Origin of the sequence: Bradyrhizobium guangxiense, assembly GCF_004114915.1 — a bacterium.
GTDB classification, from domain to species: Bacteria; Pseudomonadota; Alphaproteobacteria; order Rhizobiales; family Xanthobacteraceae; genus Bradyrhizobium; species Bradyrhizobium guangxiense.
Genome location: NZ_CP022219.1, coordinates 3,776,529 through 3,791,714, shown reverse-complemented (window position 1 = coordinate 3,791,714; position 15,186 = coordinate 3,776,529). Strand labels below are relative to the sequence as shown.

The 15,186-nt window shown below is 63.8% G+C and carries 17 protein-coding genes; 10 read left to right on the top strand and 7 right to left on the bottom strand.

The window, feature by feature from the left end; genetic code table 11:
* Positions 1 to 83 precede the first annotated feature (83 nt).
* Together X268_RS17960 and X268_RS17955 are read right to left on the bottom strand one after the other, a co-directional pair.
* Positions 84 to 830 (bottom strand): glycerophosphodiester phosphodiesterase, encoded by a 747-nt coding sequence (locus X268_RS17960; RefSeq protein ID WP_128926172.1) that lies wholly within the window; start codon positions 828 to 830, stop codon positions 84 to 86.
* A gap of 6 nt (positions 831 to 836) precedes the next feature.
* Positions 837 to 1,304, bottom strand: coding sequence for a RidA family protein (locus tag X268_RS17955; protein ID WP_128926171.1), 468 nt, complete (start codon positions 1,302 to 1,304; stop codon positions 837 to 839).
* Between X268_RS17955 and X268_RS39500 the strand changes: the two genes are divergently transcribed.
* From X268_RS39500 to X268_RS17945, 3 genes are all read left to right on the top strand, one after another.
* A complete protein-coding gene (locus tag X268_RS39500; RefSeq protein WP_164937790.1) occupies positions 1,303 to 1,464 on the top strand; it encodes a hypothetical protein in 162 nt (53 codons plus the stop codon). The two genes, X268_RS17955 and X268_RS39500, sit on opposite strands and share 2 nt — an antisense overlap.
* Before the next feature lie 84 nt (positions 1,465 to 1,548).
* Positions 1,549 to 2,394 (top strand): cell envelope integrity EipB family protein, encoded by an 846-nt coding sequence (locus tag X268_RS17950; protein WP_128926170.1) that lies wholly within the window; start codon positions 1,549 to 1,551, stop codon positions 2,392 to 2,394.
* Positions 2,395 to 2,657: 263 nt separating this feature from the next.
* The gene (locus X268_RS17945; RefSeq protein WP_128926169.1) at positions 2,658 to 3,059 is read left to right on the top strand and encodes a RidA family protein; all 402 of its coding nucleotides are present in this window, start codon (positions 2,658 to 2,660) and stop codon (positions 3,057 to 3,059) included.
* A gap of 30 nt (positions 3,060 to 3,089) precedes the next feature.
* Here the strand turns inward: X268_RS17945 and X268_RS17940 are convergent, their stop codons facing one another.
* The 3 genes from X268_RS17940 to X268_RS17930 are packed head-to-tail and all read right to left on the bottom strand — an operon-like array spanning position 3,090 to position 5,094.
* Entirely contained in the window at positions 3,090 to 3,497 is a 408-nt protein-coding gene (locus X268_RS17940) for an ACT domain-containing protein (RefSeq protein ID WP_128926168.1), read from the bottom strand.
* Entirely contained in the window at positions 3,497 to 4,786 is a 1,290-nt protein-coding gene (locus X268_RS17935) for a DNA polymerase IV (protein WP_128926167.1), read from the bottom strand. The genes X268_RS17940 and X268_RS17935 overlap by 1 nt, the downstream gene beginning before the upstream one ends.
* Positions 4,783 to 5,094 carry a DUF3572 domain-containing protein gene (locus X268_RS17930; protein ID WP_128926166.1) on the bottom strand — a complete coding sequence of 104 codons (312 nt, stop codon included), beginning with the start codon at positions 5,092 to 5,094 and terminating at the stop codon, positions 4,783 to 4,785. Before X268_RS17930 ends, X268_RS17935 begins: the two co-directional genes overlap by 4 nt.
* A gap of 242 nt (positions 5,095 to 5,336) precedes the next feature.
* Here X268_RS17930 and X268_RS17925 point away from each other — a divergent pair, with 242 nt between their 5' ends.
* The gene (locus tag X268_RS17925; protein ID WP_027547216.1) at positions 5,337 to 5,702 is read left to right on the top strand and encodes a response regulator; all 366 of its coding nucleotides are present in this window, start codon (positions 5,337 to 5,339) and stop codon (positions 5,700 to 5,702) included.
* A 14-nt stretch (positions 5,703 to 5,716) separates the two neighbouring features.
* The gene (locus X268_RS17920; RefSeq protein WP_128926165.1) at positions 5,717 to 7,090 is read left to right on the top strand and encodes a PleD family two-component system response regulator; all 1,374 of its coding nucleotides are present in this window, start codon (positions 5,717 to 5,719) and stop codon (positions 7,088 to 7,090) included.
* A gap of 298 nt (positions 7,091 to 7,388) precedes the next feature.
* Here the strand turns inward: X268_RS17920 and X268_RS17915 are convergent, their stop codons facing one another.
* A complete protein-coding gene (locus tag X268_RS17915; RefSeq protein WP_128926164.1) occupies positions 7,389 to 7,997 on the bottom strand; it encodes a TetR/AcrR family transcriptional regulator in 609 nt (202 codons plus the stop codon).
* 130 nt (positions 7,998 to 8,127) lie between these two features.
* Between X268_RS17915 and X268_RS17910 the strand changes: the two genes are divergently transcribed.
* Entirely contained in the window at positions 8,128 to 9,366 is a 1,239-nt protein-coding gene (locus X268_RS17910) for an MFS transporter (protein ID WP_128926163.1), read from the top strand.
* Between the two features lie 85 nt (positions 9,367 to 9,451).
* Here X268_RS17910 and X268_RS17905 read toward each other — a convergent pair whose 3' ends face one another.
* On the bottom strand, positions 9,452 to 11,020 hold the full coding sequence (locus X268_RS17905) for a winged helix-turn-helix domain-containing tetratricopeptide repeat protein (protein WP_245477541.1): 1,569 nt from the start codon (positions 11,018 to 11,020) through the stop codon (positions 9,452 to 9,454).
* 159 nt (positions 11,021 to 11,179) lie between these two features.
* On the opposite strand from X268_RS17905, the gene X268_RS17900 reads away from it, so the two are divergent.
* From X268_RS17900 to X268_RS17885, 4 genes are all read left to right on the top strand, one after another.
* Positions 11,180 to 11,875, top strand: a complete 696-nt coding sequence (locus X268_RS17900; RefSeq protein WP_128926161.1) for a hypothetical protein — start codon at positions 11,180 to 11,182, stop codon at positions 11,873 to 11,875.
* 26 nt (positions 11,876 to 11,901) lie between these two features.
* Complete coding sequence (locus X268_RS17895) at positions 11,902 to 12,264, top strand: hypothetical protein (protein WP_128926160.1); 363 nt, start codon at positions 11,902 to 11,904, stop codon at positions 12,262 to 12,264.
* Between the two features lie 275 nt (positions 12,265 to 12,539).
* Positions 12,540 to 13,394 (top strand): SDR family NAD(P)-dependent oxidoreductase, encoded by an 855-nt coding sequence (locus X268_RS17890; protein WP_128926159.1) that lies wholly within the window; start codon positions 12,540 to 12,542, stop codon positions 13,392 to 13,394.
* 254 nt (positions 13,395 to 13,648) lie between these two features.
* A complete protein-coding gene (locus X268_RS17885) occupies positions 13,649 to 14,929 on the top strand; it encodes an amidohydrolase family protein (RefSeq protein WP_128926158.1) in 1,281 nt (426 codons plus the stop codon).
* The last annotated feature ends 257 nt before the right edge of the window (positions 14,930 to 15,186 follow it).

The following is a 15,186-nucleotide window of genomic DNA, read 5'->3' as shown; positions in this document are numbered from 1 at the left end:
GCAGCAGCGAGTTCAAGGGGGCGGGGAACACGGGTCTCGTGCCCCGGACGCAGCGCTGCCGGACGATGCTTCACATCGCCGGGCTAGGGCACGAACCCCTCAAAAATCATCTGGTCCGCGTATTGCGCCACCCGCATCCGTTGCTCCGGAGTGCGGACGGTCCAGCCGAGCAGCGCGCAGCCGAAGACGTTGCGGGCGATCCAGGGGGCGGGGGCCGGGAGATGGTCGACCTTGAAGGCGACGAAGTGCGGCTGGGTCTGGAAGCCGTGGCGCAGGTAGAGCATGCTGTCGCGCTGCTCCTGCGTGAGCTTGGCCCAATAGTCGTCCTCATAGGTACGTTGCGCGACGATGCCGCGCGGGCGGGAGGGCAACAGCTGGCGCAGCGCCAGCACCTGGTCGGGGTCGAAGGACATGCCGACGGCCGGGCCGTCATAGGATGCCAGCACCTCGGCCATCCGCTTCACCAGCTTGCGGTCGCCGCCAAAATGGCTCTTCACCTCGATCACCAGCGGCACGCGGCCGGCGACCAGGGCGCAGAGGTCTGACAGCGACATCATCCGCTCAGGCGTGTCCTTGAACCTGACGGCCTTCAGCTCCGCCGCGGTCTTCGAGATCATGTCGCCGGTGGCCTCCGTGAGGCGGCCGAGAGCGTGGTCGTGATGCACCATGGCCTCACCATCGGCGGAGAGCTGGATGTCGACCTCGATCGCGAAATTGCCTGCGATCGCGGCTTGCACCGCGCCCGGCATGTTCTCGACGATGCCACGGGAGATGTCGTGCAGGCCGCGATGGGCGACCGGCCGGGCTGTCAGCCAATCGGGAGCGCGCATTTGGCGTCAGGCGACCTCGAAAATGCCTTCGACCTCGACCGCCGCATCGGCGGGCAGCGAGGCGACGCCGACGGTGGTACGGGCATGGCGGCCCTTGTCACCGAAGGCGGCGACCATCAGGTCGGAGGCGCCGTTCAGCACCTTCGGCCCGTCCAAAAAGTCCGGCGCCGAGTTGATGAAGCCGCCGAGACGCACCACGCGCACCACCTTGTCGAGATCGCCGAGCGCCGCCTTGACCTGGGCCAGCAGATTCACCGCGCAGCCTCGCGCCGCCGCGGCGCCGTCTTCAATGGAGACGCCGGCTCCCAGCTTGCCCTTGGCGATCAGCTTGCCGGCGGGATCAAAGCAGACCTGGCCGGAGACGAACAGCAAATTGCCGGTGCGCACGAACGGGACGTAATTCGCGACGGGGGTGGGGGCCTCGTGCAGCTTGATCCCCTGTTCCGCCAGCTTCTGCTCGCCCGTGCCCGCCATGTCCGACCTCGTTGTCCAAAAATCCTTCGCCCCGGCGCGACCGCTGGCCGGGCGCGCCCTGTTTCGCCCATCGGGCCGCCACATGCAAGCAACCCGCAAGGAGGTGCCTTTTTCCGCGGCGGAGCAGCAGGTTCACCGGCAGAGCCGCAACTTTACGTGAAACGGCCTCAGTTGCGACGCAATGGAACGGTCATTAAAATGTCGAATCTGCGCTTCCCGAAGGATGCGTCCTCAAGGAATAGACATGGTGCACCTTATCCGGACTTCGCTCGGTGTGATGGCGCTCGCGGCTGCGAGTTTCGGCCTTGGCGAGGGCGCGCAGGCCGCGAACGGTCCGTTCCTGCCGCATCAGGCGCTCTATGACCTCAGCCTGGTGAAATCGCGCTCCAACTCGGTCAACAGCGCGCGAGGCCGTATCCTCTACAACTTTACTGGAAACTCGTGCGAAGGCTACACCTCCGAATTCCGCCAGGTCTCCGAGCTCGACAGCGGCGAGGGCAAGGTCACGCTCAGCGACCTCCGCTCCAATTCCTGGGAGGACGCGGCCGGCAAGAGCTATCGCTTCAAGATCGAGACGCGCATGAACGAGGCGGACGCCGGCCGGGTCGACGGCTCGGCCGAGCGAGACGGCGACCACATCAACGTCAAGCTGAAGCTGCCGGAGCCGAAGAGTTTTACCCTCGACGGCAAGATCGTGTTCCCGACTGAGCAGATCCAGCGCATCATCGCTGCCGCCAAGGACGGCAAGTCGCTGCTCGAGCTGTCGGTCTATGACGGCTCCGACGACGGCCAGAAGGTCTACAACACGCTGACCGTGATCGGCCAGCCGATCACCGCCGACCGCACCACCTCGTCCGATCCGTCCACGTCTGACGAGCACATGAAGTCGCTCAAGCGCTGGCCAGTCACCGTCAGCTATTTCGACCGCGACGCCCAGCAGAAAGAGGGCGAGCAGACGCCGGTCTATGCGATGGCGTTCGAGCTCTACGAGAACGGCGTCTCCCGCCAGCTCGTGCTTGACTACAACGATTTCGTCATCTCTGGCGCGATGGGCAAGTTCGACGTCAAGGACAGCAAGCCCTGTAATTGAGAGGTGTTGCCACAGCGCACGCCACTCTATCACCGTCACCCTGAGGCGCTCGTCCTGCGGCTTGCCGCAGGGCGAGCCTCGAAGGGCGACGGCCCGGCTGCATCTGGGCCGTGCATCCTTCGAGGCTCGCCCAGCGCGCTGCTTCGCACCGCGCAACTCGCACCTCAGGATGACGGGAGTGCGATTGGTGGTCGTCGCATCTAGCCGGTGTCATGATCTCCAGCTACGCTCCATCGCAACCAAGAACCTCAGGGAGCCAGCCCATGCCTAAGCTCGATCATCTGCGTCCCAGCGGCCTGCATCACAATCCCGCTTATTCCCACGTCGTTACCGCCTCGGGCGCGCGCACCATCTATATCTCAGGGCAGGTCTCGGTGGACGAGGAGGGGCGGATCGTTGGCGAGGGCGATATCGCCGCGCAGACCACGCAGGTGATGCAGAATCTCGGGCTCGCGCTGAAAGCGGCCGGGGCGAGCTACTCCAACATCGTGAAGATCACGACCTTCGTGGTGAACTACAAGCCGGAGCTGCGTCCGATCATCGGCAAGGCCCGCTCGGCCTTCTTCGAAGGCATGGAGCCGCCAGCGTCCACGCTCGTCGGCGTCTCCGCGCTCGCCGCGCCGGAATGGCTGATCGAGATCGAGGCGATCGCGGTCGCCGATTGATGTCGCAGCTGCCGTAGCGCGTCATCCGGGCTACGAGTGCTCCGCCTCTGACAGTTCTTGCAGCAGCGCCATCGCCTCGTCGGCCCGGTCAACGGGTACGAAGAGATGATCGTGGTGGAACGCCGACACAGCATTCACGCTGATGCCGGCGCCTGCGAGGCGCACCGTGATCGCGGCCAGCAAGCCGACGGCATCGAGCGCCGAGTGAACAGTGAGGGTGATCACGCGTGAGGGGAATTCGTGGCGCAGTCCCGCGCGTTCAGCGTCCTCGCGAGGGAGCGCCAGCGTCGTTCCTTCCTGCTCGCGAAACGTCATGAGCGGATCGAGTGCTGCGGGAATAGTCTCGTCTGCCGGGATGGTGCAAAACACAAAAATACCCGGCTGCAGCCGCGGTTTCATATGCCGCAGCAGCGCGTCGAGATCGCGTTCACCTGTCATCACTCCTGCGCCTTCTCCGGCCCCTCATAGGCAATGCCGCGGATCACCGCCGCGCTACCGAACTTCTTGCGCAGGCTGTCGACCGCGCGCTCGGCATGGGCGGCGCGGCGGTCGAGCATGTCGGTGTCGTCGGCGGGGGAGCCCTCGCGTAGCGCGCTGACGCCGGCGCCCATCAGGCGGAAGGCGGTGCCGTCGATCTCCTTCGCCAGCATCTCGCGGCAGATCGAGAAGATCTTCGCGGCAAGCTGCGTCGGCGCTGCGATCGATTGCGAGCGCGTGCGCTGACGGAAATCGGCGGTCTTCAGCTTCAGCGTGACGGTGGAGCCGGCGAGCGCGCTGCTCTTCAGCCGTGTCGACGTCTTCTCGCACAGCCGCCACAAAATCTTCTCCAGCGTCGCGAAATCGCGGATGTCGGTCTCGAAGGTGGTCTCGCTGGAAATGGTCTTGGCGCCGCGGTCGGGCTCGACGCGGCGGTCGTCGATGCCGCGCGCAAGGCGCCACAGCCTGCGGCCATCGCTCGGGAACTGCCGCATCATCTCGATCTCGTCGGCCTTCTGCAGGTCGGCGATGATGCGGAAGCCGCGCTGCACGAGGCGCTCCTGCGTGGCGGGGCCGACGCCGAAGATGAAGCCGACCGGCCTCGAAGCCAGCATCGTACGCGCTTCCTCCTGGTCGAGCGCGGCAAAGCCGCGCGGCTTGTCGAGGTCGGAGGCGATCTTGGCCAGGAACTTGTTGCAGGACAGGCCGACCGAGACGGTGATGCCGATGTTCCGTTCGACGTCGCGGGCAAAGCGCGCCAGCACTTTTGCGGGGATCATGCCGTGCACGCGCTCGGTGCCGGAAAGATCGAGGAAGGCCTCGTCGATCGAGAGCGGTTCGACCAAGGGCGTCAGCGCCTGCATGGCCTGGCGCACCTCGCGGCCGACGCGGACGTATTTGGCCATGTCCGGGCGGATCACGGTGGCATGCGGGCAGGCCTCGAGTGCCTTGAACATCGGCATGGCCGAGCGCACGCCATAGGTGCGCGCGATGTAGCAGGCGGCCGAGACCACGCCGCGCTTCCCCCCGCCGATGATGACGGGCTTGTCGGCGATGTCAGGGTTGTCCCGCTTCTCGACCGTCGCGTAGAACGCATCGCAGTCGATGTGGGCGATGGTCAGGCTCGCCAGCGCGCGGTGGCGGACGAGGCGAGGGGAACCGCAGGCGGAGCAGCGGCGTACCCCCATATCGAGATCGGCCGAACAATCCCGGCAGAAGCAGCGAGGCCCGGCCGGGTCGAGCGCGGTCACGGCACGTCGCGCTCCCAATTGGGATCGCCGAGGGCGTCGCCCAGGACCTGCCGCGCCGCAGCAACGTTGGTCGGGTGCAGCTCGGCGACCTTCGCAAACTCCTTCACGGTGGCGTCGTCCCGCATCACGAAATCGAGCACGCTGAGGAGGAAGTTCGGATCCGAGGCGGCGTTGCGCAGGGTCTCCGGACCGACGCCTGTCTCGGCCAGGAACAGGCCCAGCCGCTCGGGCTCGCTGGCGACGAAGGACAGCGCCTGAATCGCAACGATTTCAGCGACTTCGCGGGGGTTGTGAACAGGCTTTTTCAAGGGGACGGTTTGCCTTTCCGTTAACTTTCGGTCTCTAATTTGGAATCATCATGCCCGAGTCTCGGCCTCAAGTCTTCCGACCCCAGACAAGCAACTGGAAACCACATCGCAGAAAGTCGACCCTCGGGTTTAACGAAACTCAAGCGAATCTGAGGCTAGTTTGAATCCAGTTTTCGAAACGCCGGCGAGCGGCGTCTGAGGCGTGACATGTACCGGTCCTTCGGACCAATCAGGAGGGCGGGATGGCTAAGACCGTCCTGATCGTGGAAGACAACGAGCTCAACATGAAGCTCTTCCGCGACCTGTTGGAGGCGCACGGCTACCAGACCACCGGCACCAGCAATGGCTACGAGGCGCTCGACCTCGTTCGCAAGATGCGGCCTGACCTCGTGCTGATGGATATCCAATTGCCGCAGGTCTCCGGCCTCGAGGTGACGCGCTGGATCAAGGACGATCCTGAGCTGCGTGCCATTCCCGTCGTCGCGGTCACGGCATTCGCGATGAAGGGCGACGAAGAGCGCATCCGCGAGGGCGGCTGCGAAGCCTATTTGTCCAAGCCGATCTCGGTCGGCAAATTCATTGAGACGGTCCGGCGTTTTATCGGATAGGAAGTGAGTTCACAGTGTCCGCGCGTATCCTCGTCGTCGATGACGTCCCCGCCAACGTCAAGCTGTTAGAGGCTCGCCTTTCTGCCGAATATTTCGACGTGATGACCGCCTCGAACGGCACCGAGGCGCTGGCGATCTGTCACCGCGCCGAATGCGACATCATCCTGCTCGACGTGATGATGCCTGACATGGACGGGTTCGAGGTCTGCCGCCGCCTCAAGTCCGATCCGGCCACGCATCACATTCCGGTCGTCATGGTGACGGCGCTCGACAGCCCCTCGGACCGCAATCGCGGGCTCGAGGCGGGCGCCGATGACTTCCTGACCAAGCCCGTTTCCGACGTCGTGCTGATCGCGCGGGTACGCTCGCTGACGCGGCTGAAGATGATGACGGACGAGCTGCGCATGCGCGCCATCACCTCGCTCGAGATCGGCATGCAGGCGCCCGAGCGCAGCGCCGTCGCCGACACGGGCAAGGGCGGCCGCATCCTCCTGGTCGACGACCGCCAGTCCTCCTACGAGCGGCTGGCGACGATCCTCGCCGCCGAGCACACCGTCGACGTCGAGCCGAATCCGACGGAGGCGCTGTTCCACGCCGCCGAGGGCAATTACGACCTGCTGATCGTGTCCCTCGACCTCAACAATTTCGACGGCCTCCGCCTTTGCAGCCAGGCGCGCTCGCTGGAGCGCACGCGCCACGTGCCGATCCTGGCGATCGCCGATCCCGAGAATTCCACGCGGCTGCTCCGCGGCCTCGAGATCGGCGTCAACGACTACCTGCTGCGCCCGATCGACAAGACCGAGCTCCTGGCCCGTGCCCGCACCCAGATCCGCCGCCGCCGCTACACCGATCATCTGCGCGACAATGTGCAGAACTCGATCGAGATGGCGATCACCGACGCCCTCACCGGCCTGCACAATCGCCGTTACATGGAGAGTCATCTCGCAACGCTCGCCGAGCAGGCCGCGACCCGCGGCAAGCCGCTGGCGCTGATGATCCTGGACATCGACTTCTTCAAGGCCATCAACGACAATTACGGCCACGACGCCGGCGACGACGTGCTGCGCGAGTTCGCGGTGCGGGTACGCAAGTCGATCCGCGGCATTGATCTCGCCTGCCGTTACGGCGGCGAGGAATTCGTCATCGTGATGCCCGAGACCGATCTCCACGTCGCCGGCATGGTCGCCGAGCGCCTGCGCCGCTCGATCGCGGGCGAGCCGTTCGCTATCCACAAAGGCGCAAAGCGCATCGAGGTCACGATCTCGATCGGCCTCACCACATTGGAGCAAAAGGGCGAGGCGGTCGCCGACGTCCTCAAGCGCGCCGACATGGCGCTCTACCGCGCCAAGCACGACGGCCGCAACCGCGTGGTGTCGCAGGCGGCGTAGAGGCGGCCGCGACACAAAAATTGCGAAAACAACCCCATGCACAGTAGCCGGCGTTAGTCGGATCAATGGCTTACGCGGGTGGCCAACAGGATTGCGTCGCCGGCAGCGCTGTTTGACTCGTCGGGCAAAGCAGGAGCATGTTGGTAGGATCACGACAGTCGTACAATCTCCGCTGTCATTCCCCGCGAAAGCGGGGAATCCAGTACGCCGCAGCCTCTCCGTTCAATCACAACCGCCTATGGAATACCGGATCACCCGCTTTCGCGGGTGATGACACCGAACGATACGGTGGCGGCGATCATTGTGGCGTGGGCCTGCTTCGCTTCGCCGGTTTCTCCGCAATGTCCCCCACATCCACGCCCGCATTCCGCAGCAGCACCGTCGCCGCGTCCTTCGCCGCGCGGGCCATCGCGGGATCGTCACGCACCAAGTCCTGCGCGATGGAACCGTCGACAAGCAGCACGAGCTGCGTCGCGAGCGCGTCGGCATCGGCAACGCCGAGCTCGGTCAGGCGGTCGCGAAACCAGAGGCGGCGGCTTTCCTTGAAGGCGATGGCGATCTTCTTCACGGCGCGGTCGGAAGGCCCGAGCTCGGCGACCGCGTTCACGAATGGGCAGCCGCGAAAATCCTTCGCCGCGAAGCGCCGCTCCAGCGAATCGAAGGTGGCGAGAATCTGCTCGGCCGGCGGCTTGTCGGAGGGGGATGCGTGTACGAAGCGGCGCTCGAGGTAAGCCGCGATCAGCGCGTCCTTGGAGGCGAAGTGGTTGTATAGCGTGCGCTTGGAGATGCCGATCTCGGCCGCGATGGTGTCGACGCCGATCGCGCGAATGCCTTGCAGATAGAACAGCTTGTCGGCGGTCTGAAGGATCCGCTCTTTCATCGTCTGTGGGGTGGGCGGGGGAGCCATGCGGCGGAATGCGTCCTGTTCGCTTGACAGCAGCAGCTATCTATAGCCTAAGTACACAGGTCTGTGTACCCAAAAACATCGGCAAAAGCAGACGACGGCACGCGTGCCGCGCCCAAAAGGGAGAAGAAAAATGCCCCTGTTGCAGGTCCTGCGTCCGACATTGCCCATCCTGATCGGCGCCTCGATCATGCTGACGCTGAGCATGGGGCTGCGGCAGAGCCTCGGCATTTTCATGCAGCCGCTGACGCATGACATCCACATCTCGATCTCGGATTTCACGCTGGCGCTGGCCGTGCAGAACCTCGCCTGGGGCTTCCTGCAGCCGCTCGCCGGCGCGATGACCGTGCGCTACGGCTTCCGTCCCATCATGATCGCGGGCTCGCTGATGTATATCGTGGGCCTCGCGCTGATGGCGACCGCGAATGGGCTTCCCAGCATCATGATCGGCGCCGGCGTGCTGATCGGGACGTCGCTGGCCTGCACCGCGGCCGCGATCGCGATGTCGGTGGCAGCACGCGCGGTGCCGGCAACGGTGCGCTCCACCGTGCTCGGCATCGTCTCCGGCGCGGGCTCGCTCGGTGCGCTGCTGTCGGCGCCGATCGGGCAGATGCTCAACGAGGGCTTTGGCTGGCGCGTCGGGCTCACCGGTTTCGTCGTCATGTCGGTGCTGATGATCCCTGCGGCGTGGTATGCCGGCCGCGTCGATCAGGTCCCGCTGCCCAAGCCTGCTGCCGATGATATCGGCGATGCGACGGCGGCCTCCGTGACCAAGGCGGCGTTCGGCAACGCCTCCTTCGTCGTGATGACCTGCGCCTATCTGGTCTGTGGTATGCAGCTGGTGTTCCTCACCACGCATCTGCCGTCGTATCTGGCGATCTGCGGCCTCAATCCGATGCTCAGCGCGCAGACGCTCGGCATGATCGGCGGCTTCAACGTGCTGGGTTCGCTGTTCTTCGGCTGGGCCGGCCAGCGCTGGAACAAACTGGCGCTGTTAGGGGGCATCTACATCCTGCGCTCGCTGGCGCTCGCCTGGTACTTCATGCTGCCGGCCACGCCGTTCTCGACGCTGCTGTTCGGCGCGATCATGGGCTTCCTCTGGATGGGCGTCGGCCCGCTGGTCGCAGGCGCGGTCGCTGAGATGTTCGGCCTGCGCTGGCAGGCGATGATCCAGGGCCTCGCCTTCATGAGCCACCAGATCGGCAGCTTCCTTGGCGCCTACGGAGGCGGGCTGCTCTACGACGCGCTCGGCTCCTACACCATGGCCTGGCGCATCGGCGTCGCGCTCGGTCTTGCCGGCGGCATCGTGCAGGTGGCGTTTGCGCTTGTCAGGCCGCCACCGCCGCCCGCGCCGGTGCTGCGGACGGCGTAGGCGGGGGGGGGACTCAAAGAATGTCCGTCGGAGTTTGGGGCGGACGCAGGAACGCGATGAAGTCGGTCTTTGACCGGAACGTCCGTCATCCTTCCGGCACGCCAGCGAGGCGGAAGCCTTCACACGCGCGCTCGACCCCAGCAAGGAAAGCTGGATTGTCGCTTTGTTGAGCAGTGACGAAGCGACGGATTGTGAAACCTGAGTTGAGCGCAAGTCCCGTTCTTGCAGCAGTTCGCGCCTCATCGAGCGCGCCAGTCAGGCCTAACGCAGCGGCGAGCGCCAAATGAGCGAGAGGAAAGTTGCGGTTCGCCTCAGTGCTTCGTCGTAGCCAACTGACGGCTTCGACGTTCGAACCCAGCTGTAGCTTGGCCACGCCTACAAAACACGCCCATTGATAGGCATCGATGTCGCGAGGGGAGAGACGTAGAGCCTGGAGTATGTGGCCTTCGGTCTCGGCGGCGCGCCCCATATAGAATTTGGCAAAACCAAGGGCTGCATGAGCGTTGGCTATATTCGAATCGAGCGCCAACACATGCTCAAATTCACGGATAGCTTGGGCGGCCCGGTTCGTAAAGATCTGGACCCAACCCCGAGCCAAGTGGGCCGAAGTACGGTTCGGCCTGATCGACAAGGCCCTATTCGCCATCGCCTCGGCCGCTGCAAGCCGCGCAGGCCCGTCATCCGTCGTAAAGCTGGTCGCAACTGCCGTATCAGCATTTGCCAGGCCAATCATTGCCTCGACGTTGCAGGGGTCGCACGCTAGAGAGCGTTCGAAGAAGCTCCGCGCTTGCGTTACGCATTCAGGGCTAAATCCCTTCATCAACCAGGCCCGGCCTTGGAAGTACAAATCCATCGCATCAGGGTGCAGCGTACGCTCGGCTCGTCGCGCCTCAGCCTCGATGAGCTGGCGACCTAACGTATTGGCGAGCCTCGAAACGATTTCGTCCTGCATGTCGAACAGGTCGACGACAGTATTCTCGAAGCGCTCGGCCCAAAGATGCCGGCCGCTCTCAGCATCAATCAACTGCACGTTCATCCGAAGCCGCTTGCCGCTGCGTTGCACTGAACCTTCGAGCACGTAGCGAACGTTTAATTCGCGGCCGACTTGCCGTACATCGACTGCCCTAGCTTTGTATGAGACGGCGCTGTTCCGTGCGATTACAAATGAACCAGCGATGCGCGACAAGTCTGTGGTCAAACTCTCGGCTACACCATCCACAAAATAGTCCTGCTCACGATCATCGCTCAGGTTCGCGAAGGGTAGCACGACGATGGATAGGCGCGGCGGCATGTCGCCCGCTCGCTCGACTGAGCCAACCGTCTCACTTGCGGAGCTACCGGCTTCCTGCACGGCAGCCACGAAGCGGAAACCTTTGCGCGGCAATGTTTTGATCAACTGCTGTTTCTCGCCGGTGTCGCCGATGGCGCTCCGAGCGGCATTGATGCGCGTCGTCAGAGCGGCGTCCGAGACGATGCGGCCGTTCCAGACGCCAGCGATGAGGTCGTCCTTGCTGACGACACGTTCCCTGTTCCGGATCAAATAGTTCAGAAGGTCGAAGACCTGCGGCGCGATAGAGATTGTCTCGGCTCCTTGCCGTAGCTCCCGCCGTTCCGTATCCAGCGTGAAATCCGAAAAGGAGTAAAGCAAATGCATCCTCCCGCGGTACGATCGCACCCGTGGAGCCGATATGTAAGCAGACGGTAAGAAGAATGGAAGGCGCCTGTAAAGCGCTTCTCGTGACCTTGGCCCATCCTCGTGCGCGGCTGAACTGTATGAACTGCTTGCGGATCTCGCGTCACGAGGGAGGATGTCATGCGGCGGACGGCTGCACTGACGTGGGCTGCCACTGCAGCGAGGCTCTTGATCTGGGTCGTATGCGTTCTCGCCTCTGCGAACCGCGCTCACGCTCAATGCTCGGCGCGCGATGTGTTGCAGAGGCAGTTGGTGCTCAAGGCGGCGCCCGTTGTCCCGACACGCACGGGTCCGGTAGCGTCCGTTTCGGATGTTGCCGAATGGAAAACGATCAGCATCGGGACGTTCCCGGATACGTTTGCTCTCCTCACCGCGCTGAGCGCGATGGGTTGCGGCGTCGGTAACTCGGCTGCGGAGGCTCTTGCCCGACCTGCGTTTACGCTCAGCGGTGCCAGAACGGCGGTAACGCTTCTGACGGTGACCGCGGCCGATCTGGGCTTCCGGGGTGAGACGGTGCCGTTGCGGCAAATCTACGAACTCGCGCAGCAACTGGGCTTCGGACTTGCACCGCCCGAAATCGCTCCGCAGCTCAGACTTCAATATCTGGACCAGCCCGTAGGTGAGTTTCTCGTGATCGGGATGAACCCGATCCGGACATGGGCTGGTGAAGAGGTCATCCTGACCGTGGCAAATGGGGGAGCGGGTCTCATTCTGATCGGCCAGGATGGTCGCGCCGACGCGGAGATACCAGTGACCTCCCGCTTCGTGTTCCTGCGCTCCTTGCCGATTAGGCCAGCTGCGCTGAATCGAAACTGATTTTACGAGATGGCCGAGGTGACGAAATGCTGGCGATCAGAGCGATGAAGCGCTTGGCAGCTCAAATCTGCCTGTTGCTGCCAGTGTCGACCGCGACATTTGCGCGAGACGACGGGCGCTATGCGAATTCCCCGCTGAAGCCCTGGTTCGAAAGTCTGCAAAGCGAATTCGGGAAGTGCTGCGAGGACTCCGACGCCTACGTGGTCTCCGAACCGAATTGGAAGTCCGATCACGGACAATATCGCGTTCGCATCGACGACGAATGGGTGCTCGTGCCAGACGGCGCTGTCATCAAGCAACCCAATCTTGCAGGACGGACCATGGTCTGGAAGCACTACATCGATGGACATCCTCGTGTCCGCTGTTTCATTCCGGGCAGCATGACGTGATGCGTCGACCATCGTTTAGTGGAGGGGGAGAGCGGAAGTCGGCGGCATCCGTCCAACCGGCGCGAATGACCATGGTCGGCGTGGAGCCGACGCTTCCGAAAACCGATCCCATCCTCGTTATCCAGTCGGTCTTCAATGTGCTAGTTTGAAACTGGCGATCGGCTACTTCCAGGCTTGGTCCGCGGGCGCGGGACATGAGACGACGCGAGTTCAGTGCGGTACTCTGCGGCGCAGTCTGGCGGGCGAACTGTTGAGTGAAACAGGGGAGAAGGCCCATGAAGGATCTGGCTGGACGGACCGCCTTCGTGACAGGCGCTGCCTCGGGGATTGGCCTCGGGATCGCGACCGCGCTGTCACAGGCGGGGGGGAAGGTCATGCTCTGCGACATCGAGGAAGAAGCGCTGAAAAAAGCGGTCGCGGATCTGAAGACACGGACCAACGTCGATGTCGATGGTGTGAAAGCCGACGTCTCGCTCAAAGGCGAACTTCAGGCGGCAGCGGACGCGGCCATCGCGCGGTATGGCAAGATCCACATCCTGGTCAACAATGCCGGCGTGGGCGGCGGCGGTCCCTATGGTGAGTGGACCGATGCTGGTTGGGACTGGGTCCTCGGCGTCAACCTGAGGTCGGTGATCTGGGGCTTCGAGATATTCGGTCCGCTGATCGAAGCGCATGGCGAAGGAGGGCAGGTCGTTTCCACAGCGTCCGTCGCCGGGCTGATTCCGGGACCAAGTCCGGCGTACGACGTGAGCAAATACGGAGTGGTGGCGCTGTCCGAAGGGATGCGTAAGGTCCTCGCGCCGAGGAAGATCGGGGTCTCCGTTCTGTGTCCGGGCATCATCCGCACGCAGATCATGAACTCCCGGCGCAACGTGCCGCAGCGATTTGCCGGGGCGGTCGGCAAGCCTCCGCCGACGGAAGGCCCCCGCGCCGAGTTCATCAAGGCATTCCAGGAACGGATCAGCTGCGGCATTGATCCGCTCTATGTGGGCGAGCTGGTCTGCGAGGCCATCGAAAACGACTGGCCTTACATTTTCACCGATACCGAGCACGAACCCTATATCGACGAGCGCTTTGCAGCGATCAAGCAGGGCTTCGACCGGATCCGCGGACGAACGCCGCGACGCTAGGCCTCGTGTCTGCTCGGAGTTTCTGGTTGCCAAGCGCCCCCAACGGACGCGGTCGCTTAGTCGATCTTGTTTCGAGAAGGTTCATGCGGCTCTCGAAAATTTCGCCGCTCCTCAAGGCTCGTATCCAGTCATAGGATCGGTTCTCCGGGCACAATAGCTTTGGCCCAACGCTGAACGCCTGCGTTGGCGCCAAGGCGGAGCTGCTGGTCGAATCCGGCCATAGCCGCAAACAAAAAAGCACAGGGGGGACCATCATGTCCGCGTTGTCACGCCGCGATTTCCTGGCACTGTCGACATCCGTTGCTGCCGTCGGCCTTAGCGCGCCGGTGCAGGCCGCGATGGGGCCGAACGACAAGTACGATCTGGTGATCCGCGGCGGGGAGGTGCTCGACCCCAGCCAATCGCTACGCGCCAGACGCGATATCGGCATCCGCTGGGGCATGATCGAGACCGTGCAGGAGACGATCCCCGCCGAGCGTGCGCTGAAAAGCATCGACGCGTCAGGCAAGCTCGTGATGCCCGGTCTCATCGATCTGCATTGTCATGTGTATCCCTACGGCTCGGCCATCGGCATTCCCGCCGACGAACTCGTGCAATTCCAGGCCACGACAACCGTCGTTTCGGCGGGCGATGCCGGGGTCAACAATCTGGCGGCGCTACGCCGGTTCATCGTGGCCCAAACGCGGGCGCGGATGTACGCCTTCGTCCACATCGCCAATAACGGCCTGTCGGCGTTCCCGGCTGCCGAGCTGTACAATATCGACGTCGCACAGACCGAAGCCTGCGCGATGGCGCTCGCCGAGAACGCCGATTTCCTGCTCGGGGTCAAGGTGCGGATGTCGGAGAACGTGATCTACAAGCACGGGCTCGAGCCGCTGAAGCGCGGCATCCAGGCGTGCGAGATGTGCGGCTGGCCGGCCAAGATGATGGTGCACATCGGCGGCGTCGAAACCAAGGAGTTGATGTCGCAAATTCTCGACTTGCTCCGCCCGGGCGACGTGCTGACCCATGCCTATTCCGGCGCTCCGAACATGTCCAACGTCTTCACCAACATCGTCCAAGACGGCAAGCTGCTGCCTGCGGCTCTCGCCGCCAAACAGCGCGGCGTCATGTTCGACGTCGGTCATGGCGGCGGCAGCTTCGACTTCACCGTGGCGGAGGGGGCGATCCCCGGCGGATGCACGCCCGACACGATCTCCTCCGATATCCATGTCTTCTCCGGCAATTCGCCGGGCATTCCGTTCCTGCCCAACGTGATGAGCAAGTTCATGACGCTCGGCTTCACCCTGGAGCAGGTGGTCGCGATGGCGACCACGGCGCCGGCAACAATCATCAATCGCGCGCCGAAGATCGGCACCCTGCAAGTCGGTGCACCCGGCGACGTCGCCATCATGGAGCTGGTGGAGGGACCGGTCAGCTTCGTCGACACCCGCAACAACAAGCGGGAGGGGAAGGCCTATCTCAAGCCGATCCAGACCGTGATCAACGGGGTGCCCTTCGGCCGGCCTTATCAGGCGCCGTTCGCGGTGAGATAGAGGGGCGGCCGACGGTCCCGCATGCATCTGGGTTTCGAGCCTTCCCCTGCGATGCCGTGCATCGCACGTTTCGCATCTCAAGCGACGACGGCTTGTCGTCGCGCGAGGATGACGGATCGGGGGGATCTCGTCATGAAAGCCGCCCAACTCTCGCGCCCCGGAGGCGGTGCCGCGCCGGAGCGCGCCGAAGACGCGCGTGAACGCGCTTATGGCGGTGCATCGCGTCCGGGACACGAGAGCAGAGGGCTGGAGCTCAA

What these genes read in the sequence shown, in the direction of transcription:
- X268_RS17960 (WP_128926172.1), bottom strand. Translation starts at nt 830, where the DNA reads ATGCGCGCTCCCGATTGGCTGACAGCCCGGCCGGTCGCCCATCGCGGC.
- X268_RS39500 (WP_164937790.1), top strand. Translation starts at nt 1,303, where the DNA reads ATGTCCGACCTCGTTGTCCAAAAATCCTTCGCCCCGGCGCGACCGCTG.
- X268_RS17955 (WP_128926171.1), bottom strand. Translation starts at nt 1,304, where the DNA reads ATGGCGGGCACGGGCGAGCAGAAGCTGGCGGAACAGGGGATCAAGCTG.
- X268_RS17950 (WP_128926170.1), top strand. Translation starts at nt 1,549, where the DNA reads ATGGTGCACCTTATCCGGACTTCGCTCGGTGTGATGGCGCTCGCGGCT.
- X268_RS17945 (WP_128926169.1), top strand. Translation starts at nt 2,658, where the DNA reads ATGCCTAAGCTCGATCATCTGCGTCCCAGCGGCCTGCATCACAATCCC.
- X268_RS17940 (WP_128926168.1), bottom strand. Translation starts at nt 3,497, where the DNA reads ATGACAGGTGAACGCGATCTCGACGCGCTGCTGCGGCATATGAAACCG.
- X268_RS17925 (WP_027547216.1), top strand. Translation starts at nt 5,337, where the DNA reads ATGGCTAAGACCGTCCTGATCGTGGAAGACAACGAGCTCAACATGAAG.
- X268_RS17915 (WP_128926164.1), bottom strand. Translation starts at nt 7,997, where the DNA reads ATGGCTCCCCCGCCCACCCCACAGACGATGAAAGAGCGGATCCTTCAG.
- X268_RS17910 (WP_128926163.1), top strand. Translation starts at nt 8,128, where the DNA reads ATGCCCCTGTTGCAGGTCCTGCGTCCGACATTGCCCATCCTGATCGGC.
- X268_RS17905 (WP_245477541.1), bottom strand. Translation starts at nt 11,020, where the DNA reads ATGCATTTGCTTTACTCCTTTTCGGATTTCACGCTGGATACGGAACGG.
- X268_RS17900 (WP_128926161.1), top strand. Translation starts at nt 11,180, where the DNA reads ATGCGGCGGACGGCTGCACTGACGTGGGCTGCCACTGCAGCGAGGCTC.
- X268_RS17895 (WP_128926160.1), top strand. Translation starts at nt 11,902, where the DNA reads ATGCTGGCGATCAGAGCGATGAAGCGCTTGGCAGCTCAAATCTGCCTG.
- X268_RS17890 (WP_128926159.1), top strand. Translation starts at nt 12,540, where the DNA reads ATGAAGGATCTGGCTGGACGGACCGCCTTCGTGACAGGCGCTGCCTCG.
- X268_RS17885 (WP_128926158.1), top strand. Translation starts at nt 13,649, where the DNA reads ATGTCCGCGTTGTCACGCCGCGATTTCCTGGCACTGTCGACATCCGTT.